Annotated in this window: 18 protein-coding genes and 1 tRNA gene; 8 read left to right on the top strand and 11 right to left on the bottom strand. The window is 34.6% G+C overall.

All coding sequences use genetic code 11. The annotated features are described in order from the left end of the window. Positions 1-16: 16 nt before the first annotated feature. Positions 17-364, bottom strand: coding sequence for a hypothetical protein (locus tag C4S29_RS06200; RefSeq protein ID WP_103913273.1), 348 nt, complete (start codon positions 362-364; stop codon positions 17-19). A gap of 487 nt (positions 365-851) precedes the next feature. Between C4S29_RS06200 and guaB the strand changes: the two genes are divergently transcribed. Continuing rightward, entirely contained in the window at positions 852-2,312 is a 1,461-nt protein-coding gene (gene guaB / locus C4S29_RS06195; protein WP_103913272.1) for an IMP dehydrogenase, read from the top strand. 161 nt (positions 2,313-2,473) lie between these two features. Here the strand turns inward: guaB and C4S29_RS06190 are convergent, their stop codons facing one another. Beyond that, positions 2,474-3,238, bottom strand: coding sequence for an amidohydrolase (locus C4S29_RS06190; RefSeq protein ID WP_103913271.1), 765 nt, complete (start codon positions 3,236-3,238; stop codon positions 2,474-2,476). 107 nt (positions 3,239-3,345) lie between these two features. Here C4S29_RS06190 and C4S29_RS06185 point away from each other — a divergent pair, with 107 nt between their 5' ends. The 3 genes from C4S29_RS06185 (at position 3,346) to C4S29_RS06175 (ending at position 5,374) form a co-directional block, all read left to right on the top strand. Then, positions 3,346-3,786, top strand: a complete 441-nt coding sequence (locus C4S29_RS06185; protein ID WP_103913270.1) for a DUF6646 family protein — start codon at positions 3,346-3,348, stop codon at positions 3,784-3,786. A 101-nt stretch (positions 3,787-3,887) separates the two neighbouring features. Further along, entirely contained in the window at positions 3,888-5,225 is a 1,338-nt protein-coding gene (gene rseP / locus C4S29_RS06180; RefSeq protein WP_103913269.1) for an RIP metalloprotease RseP, read from the top strand. Between the two features lie 75 nt (positions 5,226-5,300). Beyond that, positions 5,301-5,374, top strand: a tRNA-Asn gene (locus tag C4S29_RS06175). Between the two features lie 261 nt (positions 5,375-5,635). Here the strand turns inward: C4S29_RS06175 and C4S29_RS06170 are convergent. Further along, the gene (locus C4S29_RS06170) at positions 5,636-5,872 is read right to left on the bottom strand and encodes a hypothetical protein (RefSeq protein WP_103913268.1); all 237 of its coding nucleotides are present in this window, start codon (positions 5,870-5,872) and stop codon (positions 5,636-5,638) included. Positions 5,873-6,057: 185 nt separating this feature from the next. Between C4S29_RS06170 and C4S29_RS06165 the strand changes: the two genes are divergently transcribed. From C4S29_RS06165 to C4S29_RS06155, 3 genes are read left to right on the top strand one after another with little or no spacing between them, the layout of a single operon-like run. Further along, positions 6,058-7,476: an ELWxxDGT repeat protein gene (locus tag C4S29_RS06165; protein ID WP_103913267.1), complete on the top strand. Its 1,419-nt coding sequence runs from the start codon at positions 6,058-6,060 to the stop codon at positions 7,474-7,476. Positions 7,477-7,482: 6 nt separating this feature from the next. After that, the gene (locus tag C4S29_RS06160; RefSeq protein ID WP_103913266.1) at positions 7,483-10,323 is read left to right on the top strand and encodes a SusC/RagA family TonB-linked outer membrane protein; all 2,841 of its coding nucleotides are present in this window, start codon (positions 7,483-7,485) and stop codon (positions 10,321-10,323) included. Positions 10,324-10,327: 4 nt separating this feature from the next. Further along, positions 10,328-11,749, top strand: a complete 1,422-nt coding sequence (locus C4S29_RS06155) for a RagB/SusD family nutrient uptake outer membrane protein (protein WP_103913265.1) — start codon at positions 10,328-10,330, stop codon at positions 11,747-11,749. A gap of 84 nt (positions 11,750-11,833) precedes the next feature. On the opposite strand, the gene C4S29_RS06150 is transcribed toward C4S29_RS06155, so the two are convergent. Next, positions 11,834-12,856 (bottom strand): T9SS type A sorting domain-containing protein, encoded by a 1,023-nt coding sequence (locus C4S29_RS06150; protein ID WP_159969831.1) that lies wholly within the window; start codon positions 12,854-12,856, stop codon positions 11,834-11,836. Positions 12,857-12,996: 140 nt separating this feature from the next. Next, positions 12,997-14,013 carry a T9SS type A sorting domain-containing protein gene (locus C4S29_RS06145; protein ID WP_159969830.1) on the bottom strand — a complete coding sequence of 339 codons (1,017 nt, stop codon included), beginning with the start codon at positions 14,011-14,013 and terminating at the stop codon, positions 12,997-12,999. 96 nt (positions 14,014-14,109) lie between these two features. On the opposite strand from C4S29_RS06145, the gene C4S29_RS06140 reads away from it, so the two are divergent. Further along, positions 14,110-15,282: a cytochrome-c peroxidase gene (locus C4S29_RS06140; RefSeq protein WP_233740498.1), complete on the top strand. Its 1,173-nt coding sequence runs from the start codon at positions 14,110-14,112 to the stop codon at positions 15,280-15,282. A gap of 157 nt (positions 15,283-15,439) precedes the next feature. On the opposite strand, the gene C4S29_RS06135 is transcribed toward C4S29_RS06140, so the two are convergent. From C4S29_RS06135 to C4S29_RS06110, 6 genes are all read right to left on the bottom strand, one after another. Beyond that, positions 15,440-16,882, bottom strand: a complete 1,443-nt coding sequence (locus C4S29_RS06135; protein WP_103913262.1) for a glycoside hydrolase family 30 protein — start codon at positions 16,880-16,882, stop codon at positions 15,440-15,442. A 98-nt stretch (positions 16,883-16,980) separates the two neighbouring features. Then, the gene (locus tag C4S29_RS06130; protein ID WP_103913261.1) at positions 16,981-18,435 is read right to left on the bottom strand and encodes a glycoside hydrolase family 30 protein; all 1,455 of its coding nucleotides are present in this window, start codon (positions 18,433-18,435) and stop codon (positions 16,981-16,983) included. A gap of 16 nt (positions 18,436-18,451) precedes the next feature. Further along, positions 18,452-19,519, bottom strand: a complete 1,068-nt coding sequence (locus C4S29_RS06125; protein ID WP_103913260.1) for a glycoside hydrolase family 16 protein — start codon at positions 19,517-19,519, stop codon at positions 18,452-18,454. Positions 19,520-19,589: 70 nt separating this feature from the next. Beyond that, positions 19,590-20,558, bottom strand: coding sequence for a hypothetical protein (locus tag C4S29_RS06120; RefSeq protein WP_103913259.1), 969 nt, complete (start codon positions 20,556-20,558; stop codon positions 19,590-19,592). 10 nt (positions 20,559-20,568) lie between these two features. Then, entirely contained in the window at positions 20,569-21,561 is a 993-nt protein-coding gene (locus C4S29_RS06115) for a hypothetical protein (RefSeq protein ID WP_146063264.1), read from the bottom strand. 132 nt (positions 21,562-21,693) lie between these two features. Beyond that, positions 21,694-23,196 carry a RagB/SusD family nutrient uptake outer membrane protein gene (locus C4S29_RS06110; protein ID WP_103913439.1) on the bottom strand — a complete coding sequence of 501 codons (1,503 nt, stop codon included), beginning with the start codon at positions 23,194-23,196 and terminating at the stop codon, positions 21,694-21,696. Between the last annotated feature and the right edge of the window lie 11 nt (positions 23,197-23,207).

The following is a 23,207-nucleotide window of genomic DNA, read 5'->3' as shown; positions in this document are numbered from 1 at the left end:
TTTAAATTAAAAAATTTCACGCTTGAAAATTAAATTCATCACTTTCATTGACCGGAATATCGCGCAAAAATTGATCAAATCTATCTCCCGGATAATTGCTTTCTGCACCATAAGAATCGATAAGCATTCCCTTCTGCCCTTCCTTATCCGAAACCACATAAAGAACCGCTTCATCATCAGGATTACTATCGCCTTCAAAACGAAAACTCTTTAAAATTTTTAAATCTGCTGGCTCGTAATTCTTATCGAAATCCGTCAACTTCATCTCCCCTTTTTCATTCATCGAAAACGCTTTTACCACGCCTTTTTGCGCGAGTTTGTTCATCACTTGGCTCATCGTTAGCATTGGTTTTGGTTTTTCCATATTTTTAGAATTTATAGCGTTAAAATTGCAATTTTTATTCCATTAAAAACCTTTGATTTTTTTTAGAAGCTAATCCTGCTATCCGTTCCTATCTTTTTTTTAGAACGTTTAGTTTATAATTAGCCAGTTTTTCGATAAAAAAAAGGATATCCACTTCTATCAGGGCTAGTTACAATTTCGTATTTTTTGAAATTTTTATTTATAAAAATAATATTTAGACCTATTGCGAATTTGTTTAAATTCCTGAAAATCAAAGAAAACGCAAAAACTTAATTTCAATGCTTAAGAAAAATCAAAAATATTTCAACTTTTGCGAAGTTAAAACACTGCTCCATAAGTCCTTAAGAATTTGTAAATGCGTTATTTGTGTCTATTTGTTTACTACATTTCTAAATGCACAACAGATAATTTAGGTATTTCACTATTTTTATTCTTGCTTTATTTTCATATTCTTTCAAAAAACTTTAATTTTGCCGAGAAAGTAACGATGTCTATACACTCCAAAATCGTAGAAACAGCCATCACTTTTGATGACGTGCTTCTCATACCTTCTTTTTCTGAAGTTTTACCTTCGCAAGTTTCTCTAAAATCCCGACTTTCTGATAAAATTACGCTCAATGTTCCCATTGTTTCTGCCGCGATGGATACGGTTACCGAAGCCGAAATGGCCATTGCCTTGGCAAGAGTGGGTGGCTTAGGATTTATTCATAAAAATATGAGTATTGAAGAACAAGCCGCACAAGTCAACCGCGTAAAACGATCAGAAAACGGAATGATTTCCGACCCAGTTACTTTAACCAAAAACCATACTTTAAAAGAAGCCAAACTTTTAATGGAAAATTTTAAAATATCTGGTTTACCAGTTATAGATTCTGAAAATAAATTGATTGGCATTATCACCAATAGAGATGTAAAATATCAGGAAAATCTAGAAATGAAGGTGGAAGAATTAATGACAAAAGAAAATATCATTACATCCGACAAGCACGCCACTCTAGAAACAGCCAAGCAAATTTTATTAGAAAACCGCATCGAAAAACTTCCAATTGTAGATGCTGAAAATAAGTTAGTTGGCTTAATTACCATAAAAGATATTGACAATCAGTTAGAATATCCAGACGCCAACAAAGATGAAAAAGGCCGACTAATAGTGGGCGCCGGTGTTGGAATTGGCGACGATACGATGGAACGCATTCAGGCTTTGGTGGACGTTGGTGTTGATATTATCGCGGTAGATTCTGCACACGGACACTCAATTGGTGTTTTATCAAAAATAAAAGAAATACGCGCAAAATTCCCAGATTTAGATATCGTTGGCGGAAATATTGTTACCGCTGCTGCTGCTGAAGATTTAATAAAAGCGGGCGCAAATGTATTGAAAGTTGGCGTTGGTCCTGGTTCTATTTGTACAACTAGAGTTGTTGCAGGAGTTGGCGTTCCACAGCTTTCTGCCATTTATAACGTTTTTGAAAAAGCAAAAGAATACAATGTGGCTGTTATAGCAGATGGCGGCATAAAATTATCTGGTGACATCGTAAAAGCCATTGCAAGTGGTGCAAATGCAGTAATGCTTGGTTCACTTTTAGCAGGAACAGATGAAGCGCCGGGCGAAGAAATATTATTACAAGGTCGAAAATTCAAATCTTACCAAGGAATGGGCAGTTTGGCAGCAATGAAACGTGGCGGAAAAGAACGCTATTTTCAAAGTGAAGCCAAAAAATTTGTACCAGAAGGCATAGAAGGGCGCGTGCCGCATAAAGGAAAATTGCAAGAAGTTATTTTCCAACTAACAGGTGGTTTGCGCGCAGGAATGGGCTATTGTGGCACAAAAAATATTGAAAGTCTGCAAAAAGACTCTAAAATGGTACAAATTACCGGAAATGGTTTGAAGGAATCTCATCCGCATGATGTGATTATTACGCAAGAAGCGCCGAATTATTCATTATAAATATTTTTATTTGAGGTTTAAAAAATGAGTTTATTTGAGTCAAATAACCAAGGTTTATTTTTAATGCAAATTTTCGCATTATTATTATTTCTTGGATGGAGTTTTTACTTGAGTAAAAAGATTTTGGTAAGAATGTTTAAACATTGGAAAAATAAAAAATTTTAAAAATTTATCTCAAAATCATCACCATCTTTTAAAAATGGAAATTTTTCACGGAAATTTTGAAGTTGATTTAAATCTAATTCCGCGGAAACAATTTCACTTGAAAGTGTAGAAATTACTTTTCCTTCCGCATCAAAACAGTAAGAACTTTCGGGATAAACTAAATTTTTTCCGTCTGTTCCAATTCTGTTTAGGCCAAAAACAAAGGATTGGTTTTCTATGGCGCGCGCTTTTAGCAGAGTTTCCCAAGCAGAAATTCTAGATTCTGGCCAATTGGCAACGTATAAAATTAAATCAAAATCATTTCTATTTCTGGCAAAAACGGGGAATCTCAAATCGTAGCAAACTTGCAGTAAAATTCTAAAACCTTTAAAATTTACAATTTTTCGGATTTCACCTTTTGTGTAAACTTTATCTTCGCCAGAATAAGAAAATAAATGGCGTTTATCATAAAATTCAAATTCACCATCGGGTTTTACAAAATACATTCTATTAAAATATTGCTCATTTTCTTGAATGGACACGCTTCCACAAATTGCTGCTTTTTTTTCGTTGGCTAATTTTTTTAACCAATTTAAAGTTTCGTTATTTTTATCTGCAATTTCTTCCGCATCCATACAAAAACCCGTGCTGAACATTTCTGGAAGCAAAAATAAATCTGCCGTCTCATGTTTTAAAATACTTTCTATTTTAAGAAAATTTGCGGTTTTATCTTTCCATTTTATATTAAAATTAATGGCTTTTATGTTCAATGTGTTTTTCATCTTAAAAAAGAGTTTAAACTAAAAATATTTTAGTTAAATTTTCGTTTATGTTTTTAATGGAGCGATTATTGATATGTACAAAATAACAATAAAAAAATAAGAATATTATGAAAAAATTAGTTTTAGTCTGTGCATTATTTATGGCGAGTACTTTGGCTTATGCGCAAGCATGGAGCGGAAAAGGAGACCAAAAAATCCAAGTGGGTTTTAATAGTTATGGCTATGGAACTGGAATAACGGGGACTTATGATTATGGCTTAAGTAATATTTTATCTGTAGGTGCAGGTGCAAATATTTATTTTAGTGGCTACAAAGACAATAATAAAGACAATAATTTTTTTGTCTTTGGTAGATTAAATGCGCATTTACAAAAACCTTTAAATTTACCTTCAAAATGGGATATTTATCCTGGCATTGATGTAGGAGTATTAGGAAAAGATTTTGGTATCGGAGCGCACGTTGGTGTTCGATATTACTTTAATCAAAATGTAGGAATTTACTTAGAAGCAGGAAATAATGGAAGCATCGGTGTTTCTTTTAACCTATAAAAGCAGAAATTTATAAATAAAAAAGACCTTCCGTTTGAAGGTCTTTTTTATTGGGCAAACTTTTTAGAATGCTTATATTTGCAATCTTATTAAAAAAATACATGAATTTAATACAATTATTTCAATTTATACTGAGTATTTCGATACTTGTAATTCTGCACGAACTCGGCCATTTTATTCCAGCAAAATTATTTAAATGCAAAGTAGAGAAATTCTATCTTTTTTTTGACCCGGGCTTTTCAATTTTTAAAAAGAAAATCGGCGAAACCGAATATGGCATCGGTTGGTTGCCATTCGGCGGTTATGTGAAAATCGCGGGAATGGTAGATGAAAGTATGGATAAAGAGCAACTTGCACAACCCGCGCAACCTTGGGAATTCCGAAGCAAACCAGCGTGGCAAAGACTTATTATAATGCTTGGCGGTGTAACGGTAAATTTCTTTTTGGCATGGTTCATTTATTCTGCATTATCTTACTCGCAAGGGGAATCTTATCACGATTTAAGTAAATTTCAAGGTGGTATTTCAGTTTCTGCTGCAGGTGAAAAAATGGGTTTAAAAAATGGCGACGTCATATTAAAAATTGATGGCAAACCGGCAGAACGCTTGGAGACTTCCACAATTAATTTGCTTTTTGCTAACCAAGCAACTGTTTTAAGAAATGGTAAAGAAGTAAGTTTTCCTATTAATGAAAACGGCGTTGCAGATGTTCTCAACCAAAACGAAGTTCGCGGCTATTTCGCAACGCGTTCTCCTGCGGTGATAGATAGTTTCGCTGCAAATAGCAATGCAAAAATTGCAGGTTTAATGGTGGGTGATAAAATTATTGGAATCGATAATAAAAAAATAAATTATACTGATGAACTAAGCAAAGAATTAGAGCAAAATAAAAACAAAACAGTTTCGATTGAATTTCTTCGGAATAATGTCCCACAAAAAGCGGATGTGAAAGTTGATAATAAAGGGAAACTGAATGTGGTTTTAGGTGGCAAAACGGCGCAAGAAATTTTTGAAAAAACAGCCACCACTAAACATTATACATTTTTTGAGGCTATTCCTCGCGGTTTTCATCGCACGATTGATGTGTTAACGATGCAAATAAAACAATTTAAAATCGTTTTTAACACTACAACAAAAGGCTACAAAAAAGTTTCTGGCCCAATTGGTATAATTAAAATGATGCCAACTTCGATTGATTGGACGGCTCTTTGGAGTTTTACGGCGATGTTTTCTGTATGGCTTGCATTTCTAAATTTAATTCCAATACCAGGTTTAGATGGAGGACATGTGGTTTTCACGCTTTGGGAAATAATTACTGGAAAGCCAGTTCCGCAGAAAGTTTTAGAAAATGCACAAATGATTGGCGTGATATTTTTAATCGCTTTAATGGCACTTATATTCGGTAATGACATTATAAAATGGATAACTGGAAAATTTTAAAATTTATTTAAAAAAATGTTTGGTGCTTATTGTAAAACTTTTTATATTTGCACCACGTTAAAAACAACGCAACCTTCCTCTTTAGCTCAGTTGGTTAGAGCATCTGACTGTTAATCAGAGGGTCCTTGGTTCGAGCCCAAGAAGAGGAGCAAAGGTAATCAACCACTTACATTTTTGTAGGTGGTTTTTTTGTTTTGTTTTTAAAATAAATCGGGTTTAATAGTTATTGAAAGTAATTTCTAACAATGATAGATATAAGTTTTTTACACATGAAAAGGATAGTATTATTGAAATAATCTTATTCGTCTTGGAAATTGGTAGTTTTTGATAAAAAAATCTTAACTGTAATTTAATTTTTGCGCTCGCTTTTAAAATTTTAAATAAATTCCAGACGATAAGAATATAGAAATTTACGTCACAAATAAAACGATTGAAAGCACAAAAAATGAAGTCAAAAGCCCCAAAATTAAAAGACAGCCAAAAGACGTTTTATTATAAACTTTATTGTACATCGCCTTCTTGGGATTCGTGAGCCAACCATTGCCGCGTGGTGCTTTGAAACCTAGATTGTGACGAATAAATCTTGCGGGAGATGTTCTTGCCGCAATTCTTTTTTTGAGTGTAGGTACACGGAAACCAAATTTCATAAAATTACAATTAGAATTTAAAAATACTGAAAAATTTTATTTAATTATTAATTTTTGCTTGACTTCAAATTTTTGATAAATTGAGTGGCCTATTTTAAGAACTTTTAATGTTAATTATTTATCCAAATTTGCAATACGCTGATTTTTTCCTATTTTTGAAGTTTATTAATCTTTAAAATATCATTATGAAAAAAATATCTATCCTCATAAGCACAGTTTCTTCATTATTCATATTCTCGCAAGTGACTTTGGTAAAGGACATTAATCCAGGAACTTCCAACTCTAACCCAGGATTAACAATTGAGTATAACGGCAGTTTATACTTTAAAGCAAGTGATGGAACGAACGGCACAGAACTTTGGAAAAGCGACGGTACAACTTCTGGAACTGTAATGGTATCAGATTATAGATCTGGTTCAGCAAGTTTTAATCCGCAACAATTTGTGGTTTTTGATAATAAATTATTTTTCCAAGGAAACGATGGCACAAATGGCGCAGAAGTTTATACTTATGATGGCACTACTATCAGTTTGTTTGCAGACTTAAAAACAGGTTCAGGTTCTTCAGTTCCGCAAAATTTTGAGGTTATAGGTAGTAATCTTTATTTCAAAGCACAAGAAGCGACTTCTACAAACAACAAAATTTACAAAACCGATGGAACAGCCGCACCTACAGTAATAGATCCTACTTACAACATTGCATTTGGAATAGAAAAATTGGGGACAGATCTTATATTATCTGCGTCGCCTTCAAACTCATATCAACTTTATAAATGCGACGGAACAACTTATACATTAATTAAAACTATAAACCCCTCAGGATCTGCTTCACCAACAAATTTTTATTCTGATGGTAATAAAGTGTATTTTTCTGCTGATGATGGTACAAATGGAAAAGAACTTTGGGCAACCGACGGAACTTCAGCAGGGACTGCAATGATAAAGGATATTTCGTCGAGCCCAGGTGCAGACAGCTCACCAAATCATTTTTTCTCTTTCAACGGCAAAATCTATTTTTCAGCAAATGATGGCACAAATGGCACAGAACTATGGGTAACAGATGGCACAGATGCAGGCACTTCAATGTTAAAAGACATTAATGTAGGCTCCGGAAATTCAAACCCTTCAGATTTTTTTGCTTATAATGGTAAATTATATTTTACCGCAAATGATACAACAAATGGAAATGAATTGTGGGAAACAGATGGAACCAATGCTGGCACTAAACTTTTTCTAGACATCAATCCTGGAAGTGCTAGTTCTTCACCTACAGACCTAATTTTATTTAATGGTGAGGTATTTCTAAATACGAATGATGGCACTGTTGGTAAAGAATTTTACAAAATTGATTCTTCAGTCCTAGGTACCGCCGATGGAATTGCAAAACAAACCAGTTTTTACCCAAATCCATCAAATGGAAAACTATTTTCTAATGCGAAGAAAGGTTTTATATATCAAGTTTATGATGTAAAAGGTGCTCTTTTAAAATCAGGAAAATCTACCGCAGGAAATTTAAACCTAAACTTACCAGATGGCATTTACATTTTAAAATATACTATTGGTGAAAAATCTGCTGCAACAAAAATTGTAATTAAAAACAAATAATATTGAATGAAGAAAAACATTTGTTTGCTTGGTTTACTTTTTACATCAAGTTTAATTTTTGCTCAAAAATCTAAAAAAGACAGTGCAGAATCGCGTGAAAATAAAATAGATGAAGTTATCATAACCTCTTCTTACGGTACAAAAAAATTAAAAGAAGAAGTAGTAGGCTCCATTTCTACCATTACATCAAAAGAAATTAATACCGCGCAACCATTCGAAAGCATTGATAAAATGATCACCGGATTGGCGCCTGGCGTGCAAATCTCTTCAGGCACGGAAGTAGGTGCAAACGTAAAAATCAATATCCGCGGTTTGGGAAGTATTGTAGCATTAAACAACAGTAATGTAGGTACTTCCACGCAACCATTAATAATTGTAGATGGTATAATTTTAAAAGAAGACCGCCCGTTTGATGCAACTTTTTTTAATGGAAGCGCTGGATCCGAATACAATATCAATAGTTTGGCGAGAATTTCTACAGACAATATTGAAAGTATTAACATTCTGAAAGATGCCGCAGCAGTTGCACTTTATGGGGCAGATGCTGCAAATGGCGTCATCCTAATTACTACAAAAAAAGGCAGAAAAGGAAAACCACAATATTCGTTTAGCACCCAATATGGTATTTCCCAAAGTATTAATAAAATGAAATACCTGAGTGGGCCGCAATATGCGCAAGTTTATAATGCTTACCAAAGTAACAACGGCGTAGCGGCGGGTTTCCCGTATAATGGTGTAGATGTAAATTGGTTTGACATCATGAACCAAAATGGCGACTATTATAAAACTAATTTCGGCGTAAGTGGAGGTGCTAAATATTTCACCTATCGCATGGGGATAAACTACTCTAATAATAATGAATCTAAAGTTTTGAATACCTTTCAAAAGAAAGGTATTGATACTTCACTTGGATTTAACTTTGATAAATTAAAAATTAATTTATTTGGCTCTTACACCAATTTAGTTAAAAACCAGCCCAATACTTATTTTAATTTTATTTTAGCGCCCACATTTTCTGTCTATAATGATGATGGAACCTTTCACTCTACCGGTTATAACGGAATCCCAAATCCTTTGGCTGCGGCCAACCAAAACATAAACCTTACGGAAAACAATTCTGTACTTTCTAGTATAAATGTAAGTTATGATTTATTAAAAAATCTAAAATTAAGTTCAATTTTTGCTGTAGATTATTCCCACCAAAAAGATGTAGACTGGAAATCTGGTTTGAACGGATCTGGCCGGGGAAATGGCACTTTTATAATAGATGGCGTTAGATATCCTAAAAATGGCTCAAGTAGGCTTTATAAATCGGATGCTTTTAAATGGAACTGGAGCGCACAAGCCTATTATGAAAAAGATTTTGCTGAAAAAAACCATATAGATCTATTGGCTGGGATTGAATTGCGAAAAACACATCAGGATAAAATAGGTTTTCTGGGTGATAATTTTATTAATGCCGATGTATATCAATTGCCATGGCAAGCCGCGCAATATGCATCAAGCTCTGGAACAATAACCAACGGATTTAGAACGGTAGAACTAACCGATAAAGACGCGGGTAGAAGTCTATTTACGCAAATTAATTATGATTTTGCCAAGAAATATTTCGCCTCTTTCACCATAAGAAGAGATGAAAGTTCTGCTTTCGGCTCCGATAAAAATGCTGCCGTAAACGGAGGTTTAGGACTTTCTTGGAATTTGAGCAATGAAAACTTTTTAAAAAACAGCAATTGGGTAGATTTTTTACGGTTGCGAACTTCCGCCGGTATAACAGGGAATTCGAGAATTGGCTCTTACCGCTCTTCTGGGCTTTACAATATAAATTTCACAGGTTTTTCTTATGATTATAATTATGCAACGCCAGATACAAGTGCACCACCAAATAAAGAATTGAGTTGGGAAAAAAATGCTAAATACAATATCGGAATTGATTTTAATATCTTTAAAAAATTAGAATTTACCATAGAAGTTTACCGCAATAATATTTCTGATATGATTGTTTCTCGTAACGTACCTTTAGAAACTGGCTATAATTCCGCACAAATAAATGGTGCTTCTATGTACAACCAAGGTATAGAATTTAACGCAAAAGTCGATTGGTTTAAAACTAAAAATTTCACTTGGAGCAGTATGTTTAACATTTCCAAAGTGGTGAACAAGGTTACATCCTTAGTTGGATTAGGAAGTGACTATTCGACTTCAGAAAACGCGCGTGCGCAGAAAATTGGCACTTCAACTTCTGCTATCTGGGGTTATGTTTGGGATGGTATAAACCCAGCAAATGGCGATGATACTTATTTAATAGATGGTGTGAAAACAGATGGTAAAAGTGTAAATAAAAGTTCCGATAAATGGCAAATCATTGGAAATTCGCAGCCAGATGCTTATGGTGGATTTAGAAATAATTTTAGAATTGCAAAACGATTTACTTTAGGCTTCCAGATTAATTTTGAGATTGGTGGTGATGATTTGGTTATGCCGGAATTAATAGACCATTATACCATTTTATTAAACAGAAATATGAGCATTAATGCTTTAGATTATTGGACACCCCAAAATCCAAATGCAATTAACCACGCACCAAGTAACAAAGCCACTTTTATTTCTAACAGCACAAAATATCTGTACGACAACACCAATGTAAAGCTTCAAAATGTAAGTCTAGGCTACTCTATTCCGATAAAAAAAGGCGTCATTAGAACTGCCGATTTATTTTTAAATATCTCCAATGTTGCCTATTGGTACAAAGAAAAATCACCACAAGATAGAAATGGAATTCGCGAACTTCAATACTTATATCCGGAGATGCGAACCTTTAGTTTTGGATTTAATATGAATTTTTAAAAAAATGAAAAAAATAATAATTTTAGCATTTGCGCTTGGTTCATTAAGCAGTTGTAAAGATTTTTTGAGAATTGAACCAGTACAGCAGATTTCTATTAAAACAGAACTTTCTACTAAAAAAGGAGTTCTAGAAGCACTCAATGGTGCGTATTATAATTTAAGAAGTACAGAATTTACAATGGCAGCGTTCACTTATGGCGATTTGCTTTCAGGCAACTTAAATTTTTCTCCAAATTCTGGCATCAATCCGGGCGTGGTTTCTCCACCAATCAATGTGGATTTGCTTTATGATTTTGATGATGACAAAAACAGCAGTGAACTGGCATATTTTTATGGTGATTCTTATGCTCTAATTAATAATCTGAATTTAATATTAGAAAATCTAGATGCAGTTCCAGACGCTACCACAGAAGAGAAAAATGAAATAAAAGCAGAAACTTTGGCGCTTCGGGCCTATGTGCATTTTCAACTTTATAAAATTTATGCTCAAAACTATACTTATACACCAGATGCTTCTCATATGGGAATTGCGTATGTAAATAAAACTTTAAAAGTCGGTATAGACTATCCCGCAAGAAACACGGCCAAAGAAACATTTAATTTTTTGGAAGCAGACGTCAACGAAGCCATACCACTTTTTCAAAATTCGCCAGCAATTCCTGCGGGAGAAGCCAAAAATTTTATGTCAAAATATGCCACAGAAGTTTTAGCCGCAAAGATTGCACTATGGAAAAATGATTGGCAAACCGCTTTCAACTATAGTGATGATATTATAAAAAATTCTGGAATTTCTTTAGCCCTATCCGCAGATTATCTTTCAACATTTGCAGTAAAAGAAAGCATTTTAGAACTGCCCACAACAGCCGATGATTCATCCTATTTAGATGCGCTATACAATTTTGGCAACGGTACTTATTCAGAATTTACACTTTCGCCAGATGTTTTTAATTTATTCGAAACAGACGATACACGCAAAATGTTGTACGAAAAGCAAAGTTTAAATACCAAAGTGGGAAGTGCAACGGTAAAATTAGATTATCTCTTCCCTACCAAATACAAAACGGGTACAAAAGGATTAATTTATAGGTTATCCGAAGTTTATTTTATTCGTGCAGAAGCAGCACTACATCTCAATAAAATTACAGAAGCCACGCAAGACGTCAACAAAATTCGCAACAGAGCCGGCTTAGCAGATTTAAATATACCTTTAACTATTGATGTTTTGCTAAATGAAAAAAGAAAAGAATTCCCGATGGAAAACAAATACTTTTTCGATTTAATGCGAAATCATAAGAATGTCGTACGAAATTCTGGGTGTATTTCTACCAATTGTAGCCCAACTTATCCAAACGATAAATTTGTGGCGCCTATCCCGCAGAGCGCCGTAGAAATTAATAGTAATATAATACAAAACCCTGGATATTAAGAATTGAAGAAAAAATTTTGGATAATTACCAAAAAAGCGATTCAAAAATTTTTGAATCGCTTTTTTATTAAATTAGACTGAAAATTACTCTTTGATGATTTTTTCAGTATAAACTTTACCATCGGTTTTGATATTTAAAATATACATACCTTTTGGAAGGCTATTTATATTCACCACAGTGTTTGGTTTAGTTTGAAACGTTCTAACTAAAGCACCCGTTGTAGAATAAATTTGTACATCTGCATTTCCAGAAGTCAGCATTTTAAAATTATCCTTAACCAAAGTGTTAGAAATTAATGATTTTTTTGAAACATTAAGGTCTGAAACTGCCAAATTAGATCCTACTACATCTGTCCATTTTGTGCCTAATCGAAACTCATCCAGTTCCATTGTTCCTATTTTTGAAGCTTCTCTTAAAGCAAAACTATTTATACCTGATAATTTAGAAGAAGTTCCCGCAGAACTTGAAAATGTTGGCGCAGGTTCTGTCGCAGAAATTGTAGGATTTACAAAAATTGAAGTTGTGCCATTTGTACCCGTCATATCGTATTTTAATACTACAAGATAAGTTGTTCCTACAGCATAATCTGGCGGAACCGCTGGGAAAATATCGCTCGGGGCAATCGTTCCTCCCGTTGTGTTTACAATACCTAAATTAAAAGTATTTGCCACACTTCCCTGCCGTATAGAAAGTCTAGATACAAAACCTGATGACCCCAAACTCGACCCTGAATTTGGCGAAAAATGCCCAAAATAACCAGGAGGATAAGCGTAGGAATTGGGTTGCATACTCGATACATCTGTTACTTTCAATAAAAAAGAAACATAAGCGGTTGTGGTTGCAGTTGCTGAAAATGCTAAATTAATATCCTCGGAATTTGCATCAGTAATCATAATTCTATTGCCTGTGGAAGGCGAAAAACCTGTATAAGACAAACTGTTTCCAGAATCGGATGCTGTAACAAGCTTTTGAATTTGATCTGCTGTTCCACTGTGTGAAACCCAACCTTCAGATCCGTTCACATTTCCTGTTCCAGCAAAACCACTATATTGCGCGGCATATAAACTTCCTACTAAAATAAGGCCTAAAAAATTATTTCTTTTCATAATAATTGTAATTAAAGTTAAAAATATCATCAAATTTACAAAATTTTAAATATTTATTTATTAAACTGATTTTTGCAACTATTTTAAAACAAAAAAGCGACTCAAAAATGAGCCGCTTGATTTATAATAAATCTAAAAAATTACTCTTTAATAATTTTCTCTGTTGACAATTTACCGTCAGTTACAATTTTTAAAATATACATTCCTTTTGGTAAGTTGTTGATGTTGATCACTTCATTAGATTTTGTTTGAAGTGTTCTTACCAAAGCACCAGTTGCAGAATAAATTTGCAAATCTGCACTTCCAGATGTAAGCATTTTAAAATTATCTTTAACTAAAGTATTAGAAATCAAAGACTTTTTAGTAGCAGAAAGATCGGAAACAGCAAGATATGCAGGTGTTACAGATGCCCAAGTGGAACCAACTCTTACTTCATCTATTTCCATAGAACCAATTTTTGAAGCCTCTCTTAAACAAAAACTTAAAACCGATGCTAATTTCGTAGAAGTACCAGCAGAACTGCTTATGATAGCGGCGGGCTCTGTACCGTTTATAACCGGATTTACGAATAATGATGTTTTACCGCTAGTTCCTGTCATGTCATATTTTAGTACAACCAAATATGTTGTGCCAACTGCATAATCTTGCGGAGATGCAGGGAATATTTCTGAAAGCGGAATTGTGCCGCCAGTTGTGTTTACAATTCCTAAATTAAAAGTATTCGCCACACTTCCTTGTCGAATGGATAATCTTGAAACAAATGTACTAACTGATGTCCCAGAAGTTGGCGCAAAATGTGCAAAATAAGAAGGTGCAAAACCATAAGTATTTGGCTGCATATTTGAAACATCGGTTACTTTTAATAAAAAAGAAGCATAAGCAGTTGTAGTTGCAGCTGCTGAAAACGCAAGATTGATATCTTCAGAATTTGCATCAGAAATAAAAGTTCTATTCCCTGTGGATGCCTCCAAATCCGCATAGGACAAACTGTTTCCTACATCAGAAGCCGTCGCCAATTTTTGTATTTGATTTGCAGTTCCACTGTGTGAAGCCCAACCCTCTGAGCCGTTTACATTTCCTGTACCAGCAAAAGCACTGTACTGTGCAGAACAAAAACTACCTAATAAAATTAAGCCTAAAAAGTAATGTTTTTTCATAAAAAAAAATTTATAATTAATAATTGCAATAATACGCATTAAAAATATTTAATTGACAAATTTATTTCCGTAATTTTAGCAATTATTAGAGAATATATGAAAAAGTTTATTAGTGGTGCATTCCTATTGAGTTGCGCGAGTTATTTAATGGTCAACTGTATAACAACGAATTCGGTCACAAAACCTGCTACAGCTGAAAACAATAATCCTATTGATTTATTAAGAAAGCTATACAGTTCTGGCGATTCTAAAAATTGGCCAAAACCAAATTTAGATGAAAGCAGCAAGATTGGCTTTGTAGATATTGGGCACTTGCCAGAAGTGCAATTTCCAGCAGATAATCAATACAGTAAAGAAAAAGAAGAATTAGGAAAAACTCTGTTTTACGACCCAAGATTGTCGCAATCTAACCAAATCGCTTGTGCGTCTTGCCACGATCCAGAACTCGCTTGGACGGATAATAAAACACTTTCTTTTGGCCATAATAGGCAATTAGGCTCCAGAAACGCCATGTCTATTCTAAATTCCGCTTACGCAACTTCACTATTTTGGGATGGGCGCGCAAAGTCTCTAGAAGATCAGGCACAACAACCAGTTACAAATCCCGTAGAAATGAATGAGCATCTGGATTTGGCAGTAGAAAAAATTGCAAAAATAAAAGGGTATCAAGATTTATTTAAAAAAGCATTCGGCTCTTCAGAAATCAACGAAGATAAAATCACCAAAGCGATTGCGACTTTCGAAAGAACCATTAAAAGTGGCTCTACAAAATTTGATCGGTTTATTGATGGCAAATCTGAAGTCTATTCTGATAGTGAAGTGAATGGGCTAAATTTATTCCGAACAAAAGCGCGCTGCATTAATTGTCATAACACAGGTTATTTTTCAGACAATAAATTTGAAAATGATGGTACTGCACTTTTAGGATCAAAACTTGAGGATTTAGGTCGATATAATGTAACTAAAAATTTAGCCGATTTAGGTAAATTCCGCGTGCCAACCTTAAGAGAAGTAGCCAGAACTGGCCCTTGGATGCACAATGGCTCATTCACTCCACTTCGCGATGTGCTTACGTTTTATAATGCCGGAAACCCTGAAATAAAAAACAAAGATATGGCAACTATTAACGGCGTAAAATACAAATCTCCGAAGTCTAAAAAATTACAGCCACTAAATTTAACAAAAGATGAAATTGAAGATTTAGAGGCCTTTTTGGAAACTTTAAGTTCTAGACCGCAAAGAATTATAGTGCCTGAACTTCCACAATAAATTTAAAAGTTAATCTTTTGTTAAATATATTTTAAAAGCACATTTTATCGCACTTTACCATTAATAATACTTGGCAAATAGTTTCTAAGAACAATCTTTAAATTCTTGAAAATTAGATCCTACCTTTACAAATATTAAGACTTTCAAAAAGAACTTTTTACAAAATAACGGTTTGTATAGAGTGTGCAGGCGCAACTACTTTTGCTGCTTTCCCATTTATCCACAGGTTTACAGGTGTTTCGTTGTCGCTTTCATTCATTAGAACGGTAACTAATTGCCCGTTTGTATTTAAGAATGAGGTGGACTGGATAAAATCTCGATTGCTGGTATTCCCTACTCTTTGAGCGCCAGATTTAATGTATTTTGAAAATTGCCCGATGTAATAATATTCATAAGTATAATGAAGTTTTCCAGTGTTTGTGTCGGCAATAATGGGTGCAAAACAGAAGTTGCCAACGTGGTTAGGGCCGCCTGTTTGGTCTAAAAGAATATTCCAATCCGTAAAACCAGATGAGCCATTATTGAAATCATTTATCATATTTTTTCCGTACAATTCACCTAAACTAACGTCGTATATTTTAGAATAGTCAAAAAGTTCCTTGCAACCTTCTGTGAAAAGCAAAAACTTATCTGGAAAGGCTTTATGCGTTTCTGCAACATTATTAAACATCGGCTGGCTTTTAGTCCAGGTTTCATACCAATGAAAACCAATTCCAGAGGCATATTTCAGGGCTTCTTTCGTATTTAAAGTCGTGGTTGCTCTTTGATAGATTAAATCTCTGTTGTGATCCCAAATTATTACTTTTTTATCTTTCAGCCCATTTTCCCAAAGCGTTGGTCCAAGATTATTGGTAAGAAAATCTCTTTCTTGGTCGGCTGTATAAATGCAACTTTCCCAGATTTGTTTTGCCATCGGCTCATTTTGGATGGTTAATCCCCAAATATCTAAACCTTCTTTTTGATAGGCTTTTATGAATTTTACATAGTAATTTGCCCAACTTTGGTAATATTCTTTTTTTAATGCGCCACCGTGCAACATATCGTTATTGGTTTTCATCCAAGCGGGTGGACTCCAAGGTGAAAAATATAGTTTAAAATCTTTGCCAATATATTCCTGAGCCAATTTTATCAAAGGGATTTTATATTTTCTATCGTGAGAGATATCAAAAGAATTAAGGGCTTTATCATTTTCTTTAACATAAGTGTAAGAATCTGTAGAAAAATCGCAAGAATTCATGTTAGTTCTAACGAGGGAATAGCCAAGACCGTCCTTTCCAAAATAGGCTTCTAAAAATTCCTTCTGTTGCGCTTTTGGTAGTTTTGCAAATGTTTCTGCCGAAGCATCTGTAATTGCACCACCAATACCTATTAGCTTTTGATATTTAAAATTTGGATCTACAAAAACACAAATATCCGTTTCTGAAGGTTGAGGGAAATCTATAAAATTAACCTCTCCTTTGTTTGTTAATTTATCATTGGTTTTAGAATCCGTCATTACAACTTCAGCAGATTTTTTTACCTTATTTTTCCAAAAATTTTGAGCAATGGAATGATTAAATATTAAAAGTAAAAAAATTGGTGTTATTTTCTGAATTTTCATTGGGACGTTTTTTTGTTATTGACTAGCAAATTCATTGCATTCTGGAAGTTTAAATATATTTAAAACTTCTGTAAAATTTGACGTTTTTTTGCTCTTTTTTAAAAAATATAGGTCGCAACAGATCCACCATCTAAAATGGTTGTAGCCCATTTGCCATTTATTTTAATGTTGAAGGCCTGCACAGTTGCTGCATCATTCTCCACAATAAGCACTGTCTTTCCATCGGGTGTTTTAAAACCAACGTTGCTGAGCGTTCCACTTTGCGAAGTTGCGACACGAATTGATCCTTGCGGTACAAATTTAGAAGCATGTGCGATGATATAATATGCTACATTTTTAGTATAAGATTCTGATGAATTGATCGTAATGGCGCCTTTGCAAACTGTGCATCCACCGTTGGTGTGTGGCGAAAAGTTAGGGTCGTTCGCAAGATTCCATTCTAAAGCAGTTTTACTCCAATTTCTCATAGAGCCAATAATTACATTTTTAAGATGCCATTTTAAATCACCAGCAAAATCTCCTGTAGAAGCAGTATATTGTTCGGTAAAATATACATTTTTAGATGGAAATGCATCATGAACGGTGGACAATGCAGAAATATCACCAGCATATAAATGAAATGCAGAACCGTCTATAAAAGGATTTGCAATTGGATCTCCTAAAATAGAAAGAGAATAATTAGTCACATCACAATTGTGATCATAATTAATAATTTTTGTTGAAATACCAGCGCTTTTAAAGGCAGGTCCTAAATTATTTTTAATAAAATCTGCCTGTTGTGGCGCCGTCATCACCAAACTTGGATTATTATTTGGATTTAAAGGTTCATTTTGCGGCGTTACGGCATCAATCATAATCCCATTTTGCTGCATCGCTTTTATGTATTTTACAAAATAATCTGCGTACACGCTATAATATTTTGGCAAAAGACTTCCTCCCACGGTATTTCCATTATCCTTCATCCAAACCGGTGAAGACCAAGGCGTAGCCAGGATTTTAATTTTTGGATTAATTGCTAAAATTTCTTTTAATAAATTAATAAGTGGCAAATCCTTATCCAAACTAAATTTCGTGAGGTTAAGATCTGTTTCACCCGCAGGAATATCATCGTATGAAAAAACAGAACTGTTTAAATCAGACGCGCCAATGCTAATTCTAAGATAACTCACTCCAATAGAAGTGGCAGAATTTCCAAATAAATCTTGTAGTAATTCTTGCTTTTTTGAAGGTGTGAGTTTATTAATTACTTCCGCGCTTCCACCTGTTAAAGTATATCCAAAACCATCCACGGATTGAAAGGTTTGGCTGGTATTGATATCAATATTTTGATAATTATTAGAATCCGAACTAAAAGCCAAAACAGAAGTCTGCTTTTGTAATTTTACAGATTGATCAGATTTTGTAAGCCAAACATCTACTTCGTTCGTCACTGTTGTTGGCGGTTTAATTGGATCTTTAGGCGATGGATCTGTGGTTCCACCTGAACAACAAATTACACTTATTAAAACAATAAAGTACAGTAATGGCTTCGATACTATTTTGCCTTTTATCATTTTTTATTTTTTTAAATTATTGATAAACTCTTATATAATCTACCTCCATGGTTGCCTTGGTAACTGAAGGATCTACTGCTCCACCAAAATTACCTCCCATTGCGACATTTAAAATCAAGAAGAAATTTTGGTTGAATGGTAAACTTGGGTCATTGTTAAAAGTATAATACAACTGATTATCTAAGTAAAATTTAATTGTTGTTGAAGTCCATTCGGTAGAATAAATATGAAATTCTGTAGTTGCTGTTGGGTTAGTTGTAGTTCCGCCGCTACCATTTGCGCCAAAGTGACCTGGATAATGCAAAGTGCTGAAAATTTTATTAAGTTGATTTCCAATATGTTCCATATAATCTATTTCTCCACAAGCGGGCCATGGTGTGGTGTTAATATTATCTCCTAAACTCCACAATGCAGGCCAAGTTCCACCACCAGATGGAAGCTTTGCTCTAATATCAACTCTTCCGTATTTAAAGGAATATTTACCTTTAGTTAATATCCTTGCAGATGTATAAGGGCTTCCTTGGTAATTTTCTTTAATTAAATTAATTTTTAGCGTTCCGTTACTCACGCTTGCATTTTCTAATCGATTGGTATAATATTCTACTTCATTATTTCCCCAGCCTCCTGCACCTAAATCATAACCCCATTTTGAGGAATCTGGTGCGCCATCTATAGAAAACTCATCAGACCAAACTAGTTTCGGAGCAACGTAAACAGTAATTTGTTTATTAGTGGAGACAAAATTAGTTCCGTTATAAGCCGATGCGTAAATGGTATAAACATTTGTTCCTAATTCTTTAAAAGTATAGGTAAAAGAACCCGTAGTAGAAGTTAAAGTTTCTGTGCCAATAAGAAGTTTGTATGAGTTTGCATTATTTGCATTCACAGAAAAATTAACAACCCCAGTTCCATCGCCGTTTGGAAGTGTGCTTGAACTACCAACTATAACATTACTAATTGTAATATTAGTAGGGGTATTGCTTTCAGGAGCGGCAGAATTTCCGCTGCCGCTTCCTGAGCAACTTGAAATGAAAAAAATAAAAAGAATAAACGCGTAATAAATCCCTATTTTTTTTGAAACCATATTTTATTTTGTTTTAAAAGAAATACAGAGTTAATTATTTTAATTAACTCTGTATAGTTTAATTTTTTGGTTATGGTTTTGGTTTTAATCTAATGTACCAAGCATTACCAGGTTCAGTTCCTTGAACTCTTAAATATAAAGTATTTGGCGTAATCTCTAAGATTTCGTATTCTTTCTTAGTCGCGCCATATCCAATAAAAGTGGTGTTGCCATCCAATAAAATACTTGCATTAGTGGTTGTAGCACCTGGCGTATTTACTAGGCCAGAAGAGGACGCAGAAAAGAAAAATGCAGTAGTCCCTCCTGCATAAGGATAACAACCTTCATCTCCAGAAGCAGGAATACCAGTAATACCAGCAAGCGAACCTGTTTTAGTAAATGCGCCGTCTGGTGTTATTGAACTCATAGAATAGGTATTTTTTGCAACGACGGTAAATTTAAAACTCGCGCTGTAAAAACAATTACAACAAGATGCTTTTTCATAAGGTGCCGCTGAATACCATTCTGGCGTATAAGATGTTGTAGTGTATGGGCCTACACCGAAGTGCCCTGCAGTACCCGCATCTACTACCCATGTTTTAGAAGAATCGTTCGTAAGATCAGTAACAATGGTCGGATCAACATTATAGACACTTTTTACGGTAATATCTTTTGTTTCAACTGTAGATGAACCGCCTCTTCCATAGGCTACCACGGTTACTCTATACGTAATATCTCCTGGTGTAGCAAATGTTTTTGTAACGCTTGCGCCATCAGCACTGTTAGGCATCACATCTAAAGTGGGTGTTGCATTCACATCAGAAACTACACTGTAACCAATTTTATAGTTGAGTGCATTGTTTGCGACCGCTGTGATATTTACCACCCCGCTTCCATCTCCATTAGGGGTTGCAGTGCTTTGCCCAACAATTGAAGTTGTGATTTGTAGATTACTTGGAGCAGTGAGATCTCCCAGAGAATAATTCTCGTCTTTACAGGCAAAAATCGCCAAAAATAAAGCAAGTAAAATACCAAAAGTTTTTATAATTTTTTTATTCATGATATAAATATTATTTAGTTTGAGTGATATTATCGACATATACAATTTCGCCGCTACCATTTGCAGCTAAATTATATTGGAAGACATATTGGTTAAATATTTTGCCAGCAGGAATTCCAGCGGCAGAGAAGTCAAAAGTTAACTCTTGCCATTGATTGGCTACTGTAATTGGCACGTCGATACCTGGCGTATAACCGTTACCATCTTCTAACTGAAAATGCAAACTTTTACCAATTTCTGAACTGTAAACCATGATTTTAAATTTACTTCCGTTGTCAATATTAATAGGTACACCATTCGGACTTGCAAGCGGTGTATAAGTCCCTGCCCAAACTTCAGCTCCTACATTTTTAGTGATTCTCCATACTTTCTCACTTGTATTAATACCTGTTTTTGAAGGATTATCAACAACAGCGACATCTGCGCCCCCAAAACTTCCTCCTCCATTATAGTTTTGGATTGGGTTTTCATAAGTTACTGGTAGTGAGAATGGTCCGAAAACAACAATTGGAAATGTTTTTGAACTAGTAGCAGCACCACCACTTAATGCCTTAACTGTAAGTGTATAAACACCAGGAGCGTAATTATGCATTCCTGTAAATGGATTTCCAAGTGATCCTGTTAAAGTAGTAGGTACTTCGTTTGCACCACCATCGCCCCATAAAACTTGAATCCCATTCGCGTTGTCTGCTGTTGCAGAAAGACTTAAGGTTGTTCCTGAAAAACTTTGCTCCAGTTTTATATTAGTTGGTGCAGAAAATGTAACAACTAAAGGATATGTAGTGGTAGTTTCTTCACCAGAAAGACTGTAGGTTTTGATTGTTACAGTATAATTACCTTCTGGATAAGTATGAGAGGTACTTTGCCCAGGTAATACATCCGCAGATGAAGAGCCACCAGTGCCATCACCAAAAAGAACGGTAGATTTTGTAATTCCTTCTCCGATTGGTGTTATTTTGACATTTCCTGAATTATTAGTACTAATGTCAAAAATCTTATTCAAATTAGCACTTGTAGCCGAACTTAAGTCTGGCGCGTCACCCAAACCATTTACATCACAACTAGTAAACGAAACTAAACTTATTGCAACTAAACTTATTATTAATTTTAATTTTTTCATTGTTATAATAATTTATTAATAGTTAGGGTTTTGAACCATTTTCGTATTTTGTAATTCAGAATACGGAATTGGGAAAATTTCATTTTTACCAGCTTTGAAGCCTCTGCTTGCTAATACAGTTGCAGCATCACCCCATCTTACTAAATCAAAAAAACGATGGCCTTCACCTGCTAATTCTGCTCTTCTTTCATTTTTTATCGCTGTCATAGAAACTGGAACTAAAGGCATACCGGCTCTCTTTCGTACTGCATCTAGAAGTGCTTGTGCTCTTGTACCACTTGCGCCTAGTGCTTCTGCTTCTAGAAGATAAGTATCTGCTAGGCGTATGATATAGGTGTCTTGCTGATAATTCAATTCTGTTGCACCTAAACCAGTTGTTTTGTCCGAAGTTCTAGGTACGAATTTGTTTAAAAAATAACCGGTGTCTTTATATCCTGGGATATATTTCGCATCGCCTGAAGCTGATAACGCTTTTAAATCTAAAACAGTTGCTCCAAATCTTTTATCATTTTTCATAAAATCGTAAAAATTTTGGGTAAAAACATTAAAACTCCAGCCCGATGGTAAATCTGGAGCTGCACCTGTTATTTTAACATATCCACGTGGCCCAACCATTTGATTAACAGAATCACCTTCATCTTGACCTTGTCCCCAAAATTCAAATGAAGAATTTCCTGTATTTGTATGGGCAACTTCAATAATTGATTCTGAATTCCATTTATTTGCAACTACCCATAAATCACTAAAATTATCTAGTAATTTATAACCATATTTACTTGTCCCTCCGGGCGTTCCATTCACTTCTGCTAATTGTGCTGCGGCTAAAGCGGGCTGCCCATCATAAAGGTAAACTTTACCTAGTAATGCTTTGGCTGCGCCTTGGCTTAAACGTCCTTTATCGGGAGAAATTATTGGCAAATCATTGATTGCTTCTGTTAAATCTTTTTCGATTTGTTTATAAACATCTTTAGGATCTGCTTGTGTTGGCGTGTAAATATCACCAGCATCTAAAGGTTCCAAAATAAGTGGAATATTTTTAAACATCCGAACCAAATTAAAATAATATAAGGCTCTAAGTGTTTTTGCTTCAGCCGTGTAGCGTGCTATTTTGCTAGCATCCATGGGTACACTTGGTAGTTTTTGAAGCAAAATATTTGCTCTAAATATTCCTTGATAATGATAACTCCAAAAACTTGCAGGTACGGTATTTGCGTTTTCTGTATAATTAGAGAAACTTTGAATTCCTAAACCATCTGTCTCTCCACCACCACCTGCATATTGGTCGTCAGATCCTGCATTCATCATTGTTATCATATTTTCGAAGCCTACAGAGTTTTTCCCTATTACATCATAAACCGCCACTAACCCCGTATAGGCTTCTGCTTCACTTTTATAGTAATTTGAGGTAACTGCCTGTCCGTCTGCAGGAACATTTAAAAAATCGCTTGAGCACGATGAGAAACTGATGACCGCTAAACTAGAAAAAAGTATGGGTTTTATTAAATTATATTTTTTCATTTTTTTCATTT

It is taken from the genome of Halpernia humi (assembly GCF_900108025.1).
In the GTDB taxonomy this organism is placed as follows: domain Bacteria; phylum Bacteroidota; class Bacteroidia; order Flavobacteriales; family Weeksellaceae; genus Halpernia; species Halpernia humi.
Note: the sequence above shows the minus strand (reverse complement) of the source record. Positions and strands in the feature narration are given on the sequence as shown.

Excerpts from the sequence above, each read along its gene's own strand:
- C4S29_RS06200 (WP_103913273.1), bottom strand. The coding sequence starts at position 364 with ATGGAAAAACCAAAACCAATGCTAACGATGAGCCAAGTGATGAACAAA.
- guaB (WP_103913272.1), top strand. The coding sequence starts at position 852 with ATGTCTATACACTCCAAAATCGTAGAAACAGCCATCACTTTTGATGAC.
- C4S29_RS06190 (WP_103913271.1), bottom strand. The coding sequence starts at position 3,238 with ATGAAAAACACATTGAACATAAAAGCCATTAATTTTAATATAAAATGG.
- C4S29_RS06185 (WP_103913270.1), top strand. The coding sequence starts at position 3,346 with ATGAAAAAATTAGTTTTAGTCTGTGCATTATTTATGGCGAGTACTTTG.
- rseP (WP_103913269.1), top strand. The coding sequence starts at position 3,888 with ATGAATTTAATACAATTATTTCAATTTATACTGAGTATTTCGATACTT.
- C4S29_RS06170 (WP_103913268.1), bottom strand. The coding sequence starts at position 5,872 with ATGAAATTTGGTTTCCGTGTACCTACACTCAAAAAAAGAATTGCGGCA.
- C4S29_RS06165 (WP_103913267.1), top strand. The coding sequence starts at position 6,058 with ATGAAAAAAATATCTATCCTCATAAGCACAGTTTCTTCATTATTCATA.
- C4S29_RS06160 (WP_103913266.1), top strand. The coding sequence starts at position 7,483 with ATGAAGAAAAACATTTGTTTGCTTGGTTTACTTTTTACATCAAGTTTA.
- C4S29_RS06155 (WP_103913265.1), top strand. The coding sequence starts at position 10,328 with ATGAAAAAAATAATAATTTTAGCATTTGCGCTTGGTTCATTAAGCAGT.
- C4S29_RS06150 (WP_159969831.1), bottom strand. The coding sequence starts at position 12,856 with ATGAAAAGAAATAATTTTTTAGGCCTTATTTTAGTAGGAAGTTTATAT.
- C4S29_RS06145 (WP_159969830.1), bottom strand. The coding sequence starts at position 14,013 with ATGAAAAAACATTACTTTTTAGGCTTAATTTTATTAGGTAGTTTTTGT.
- C4S29_RS06140 (WP_233740498.1), top strand. The coding sequence starts at position 14,110 with ATGAAAAAGTTTATTAGTGGTGCATTCCTATTGAGTTGCGCGAGTTAT.
- C4S29_RS06135 (WP_103913262.1), bottom strand. The coding sequence starts at position 16,882 with ATGAAAATTCAGAAAATAACACCAATTTTTTTACTTTTAATATTTAAT.
- C4S29_RS06130 (WP_103913261.1), bottom strand. The coding sequence starts at position 18,435 with ATGATAAAAGGCAAAATAGTATCGAAGCCATTACTGTACTTTATTGTT.
- C4S29_RS06125 (WP_103913260.1), bottom strand. The coding sequence starts at position 19,519 with ATGGTTTCAAAAAAAATAGGGATTTATTACGCGTTTATTCTTTTTATT.
- C4S29_RS06120 (WP_103913259.1), bottom strand. The coding sequence starts at position 20,558 with ATGAATAAAAAAATTATAAAAACTTTTGGTATTTTACTTGCTTTATTT.
- C4S29_RS06110 (WP_103913439.1), bottom strand. The coding sequence starts at position 23,196 with ATGAAAAAATATAATTTAATAAAACCCATACTTTTTTCTAGTTTAGCG.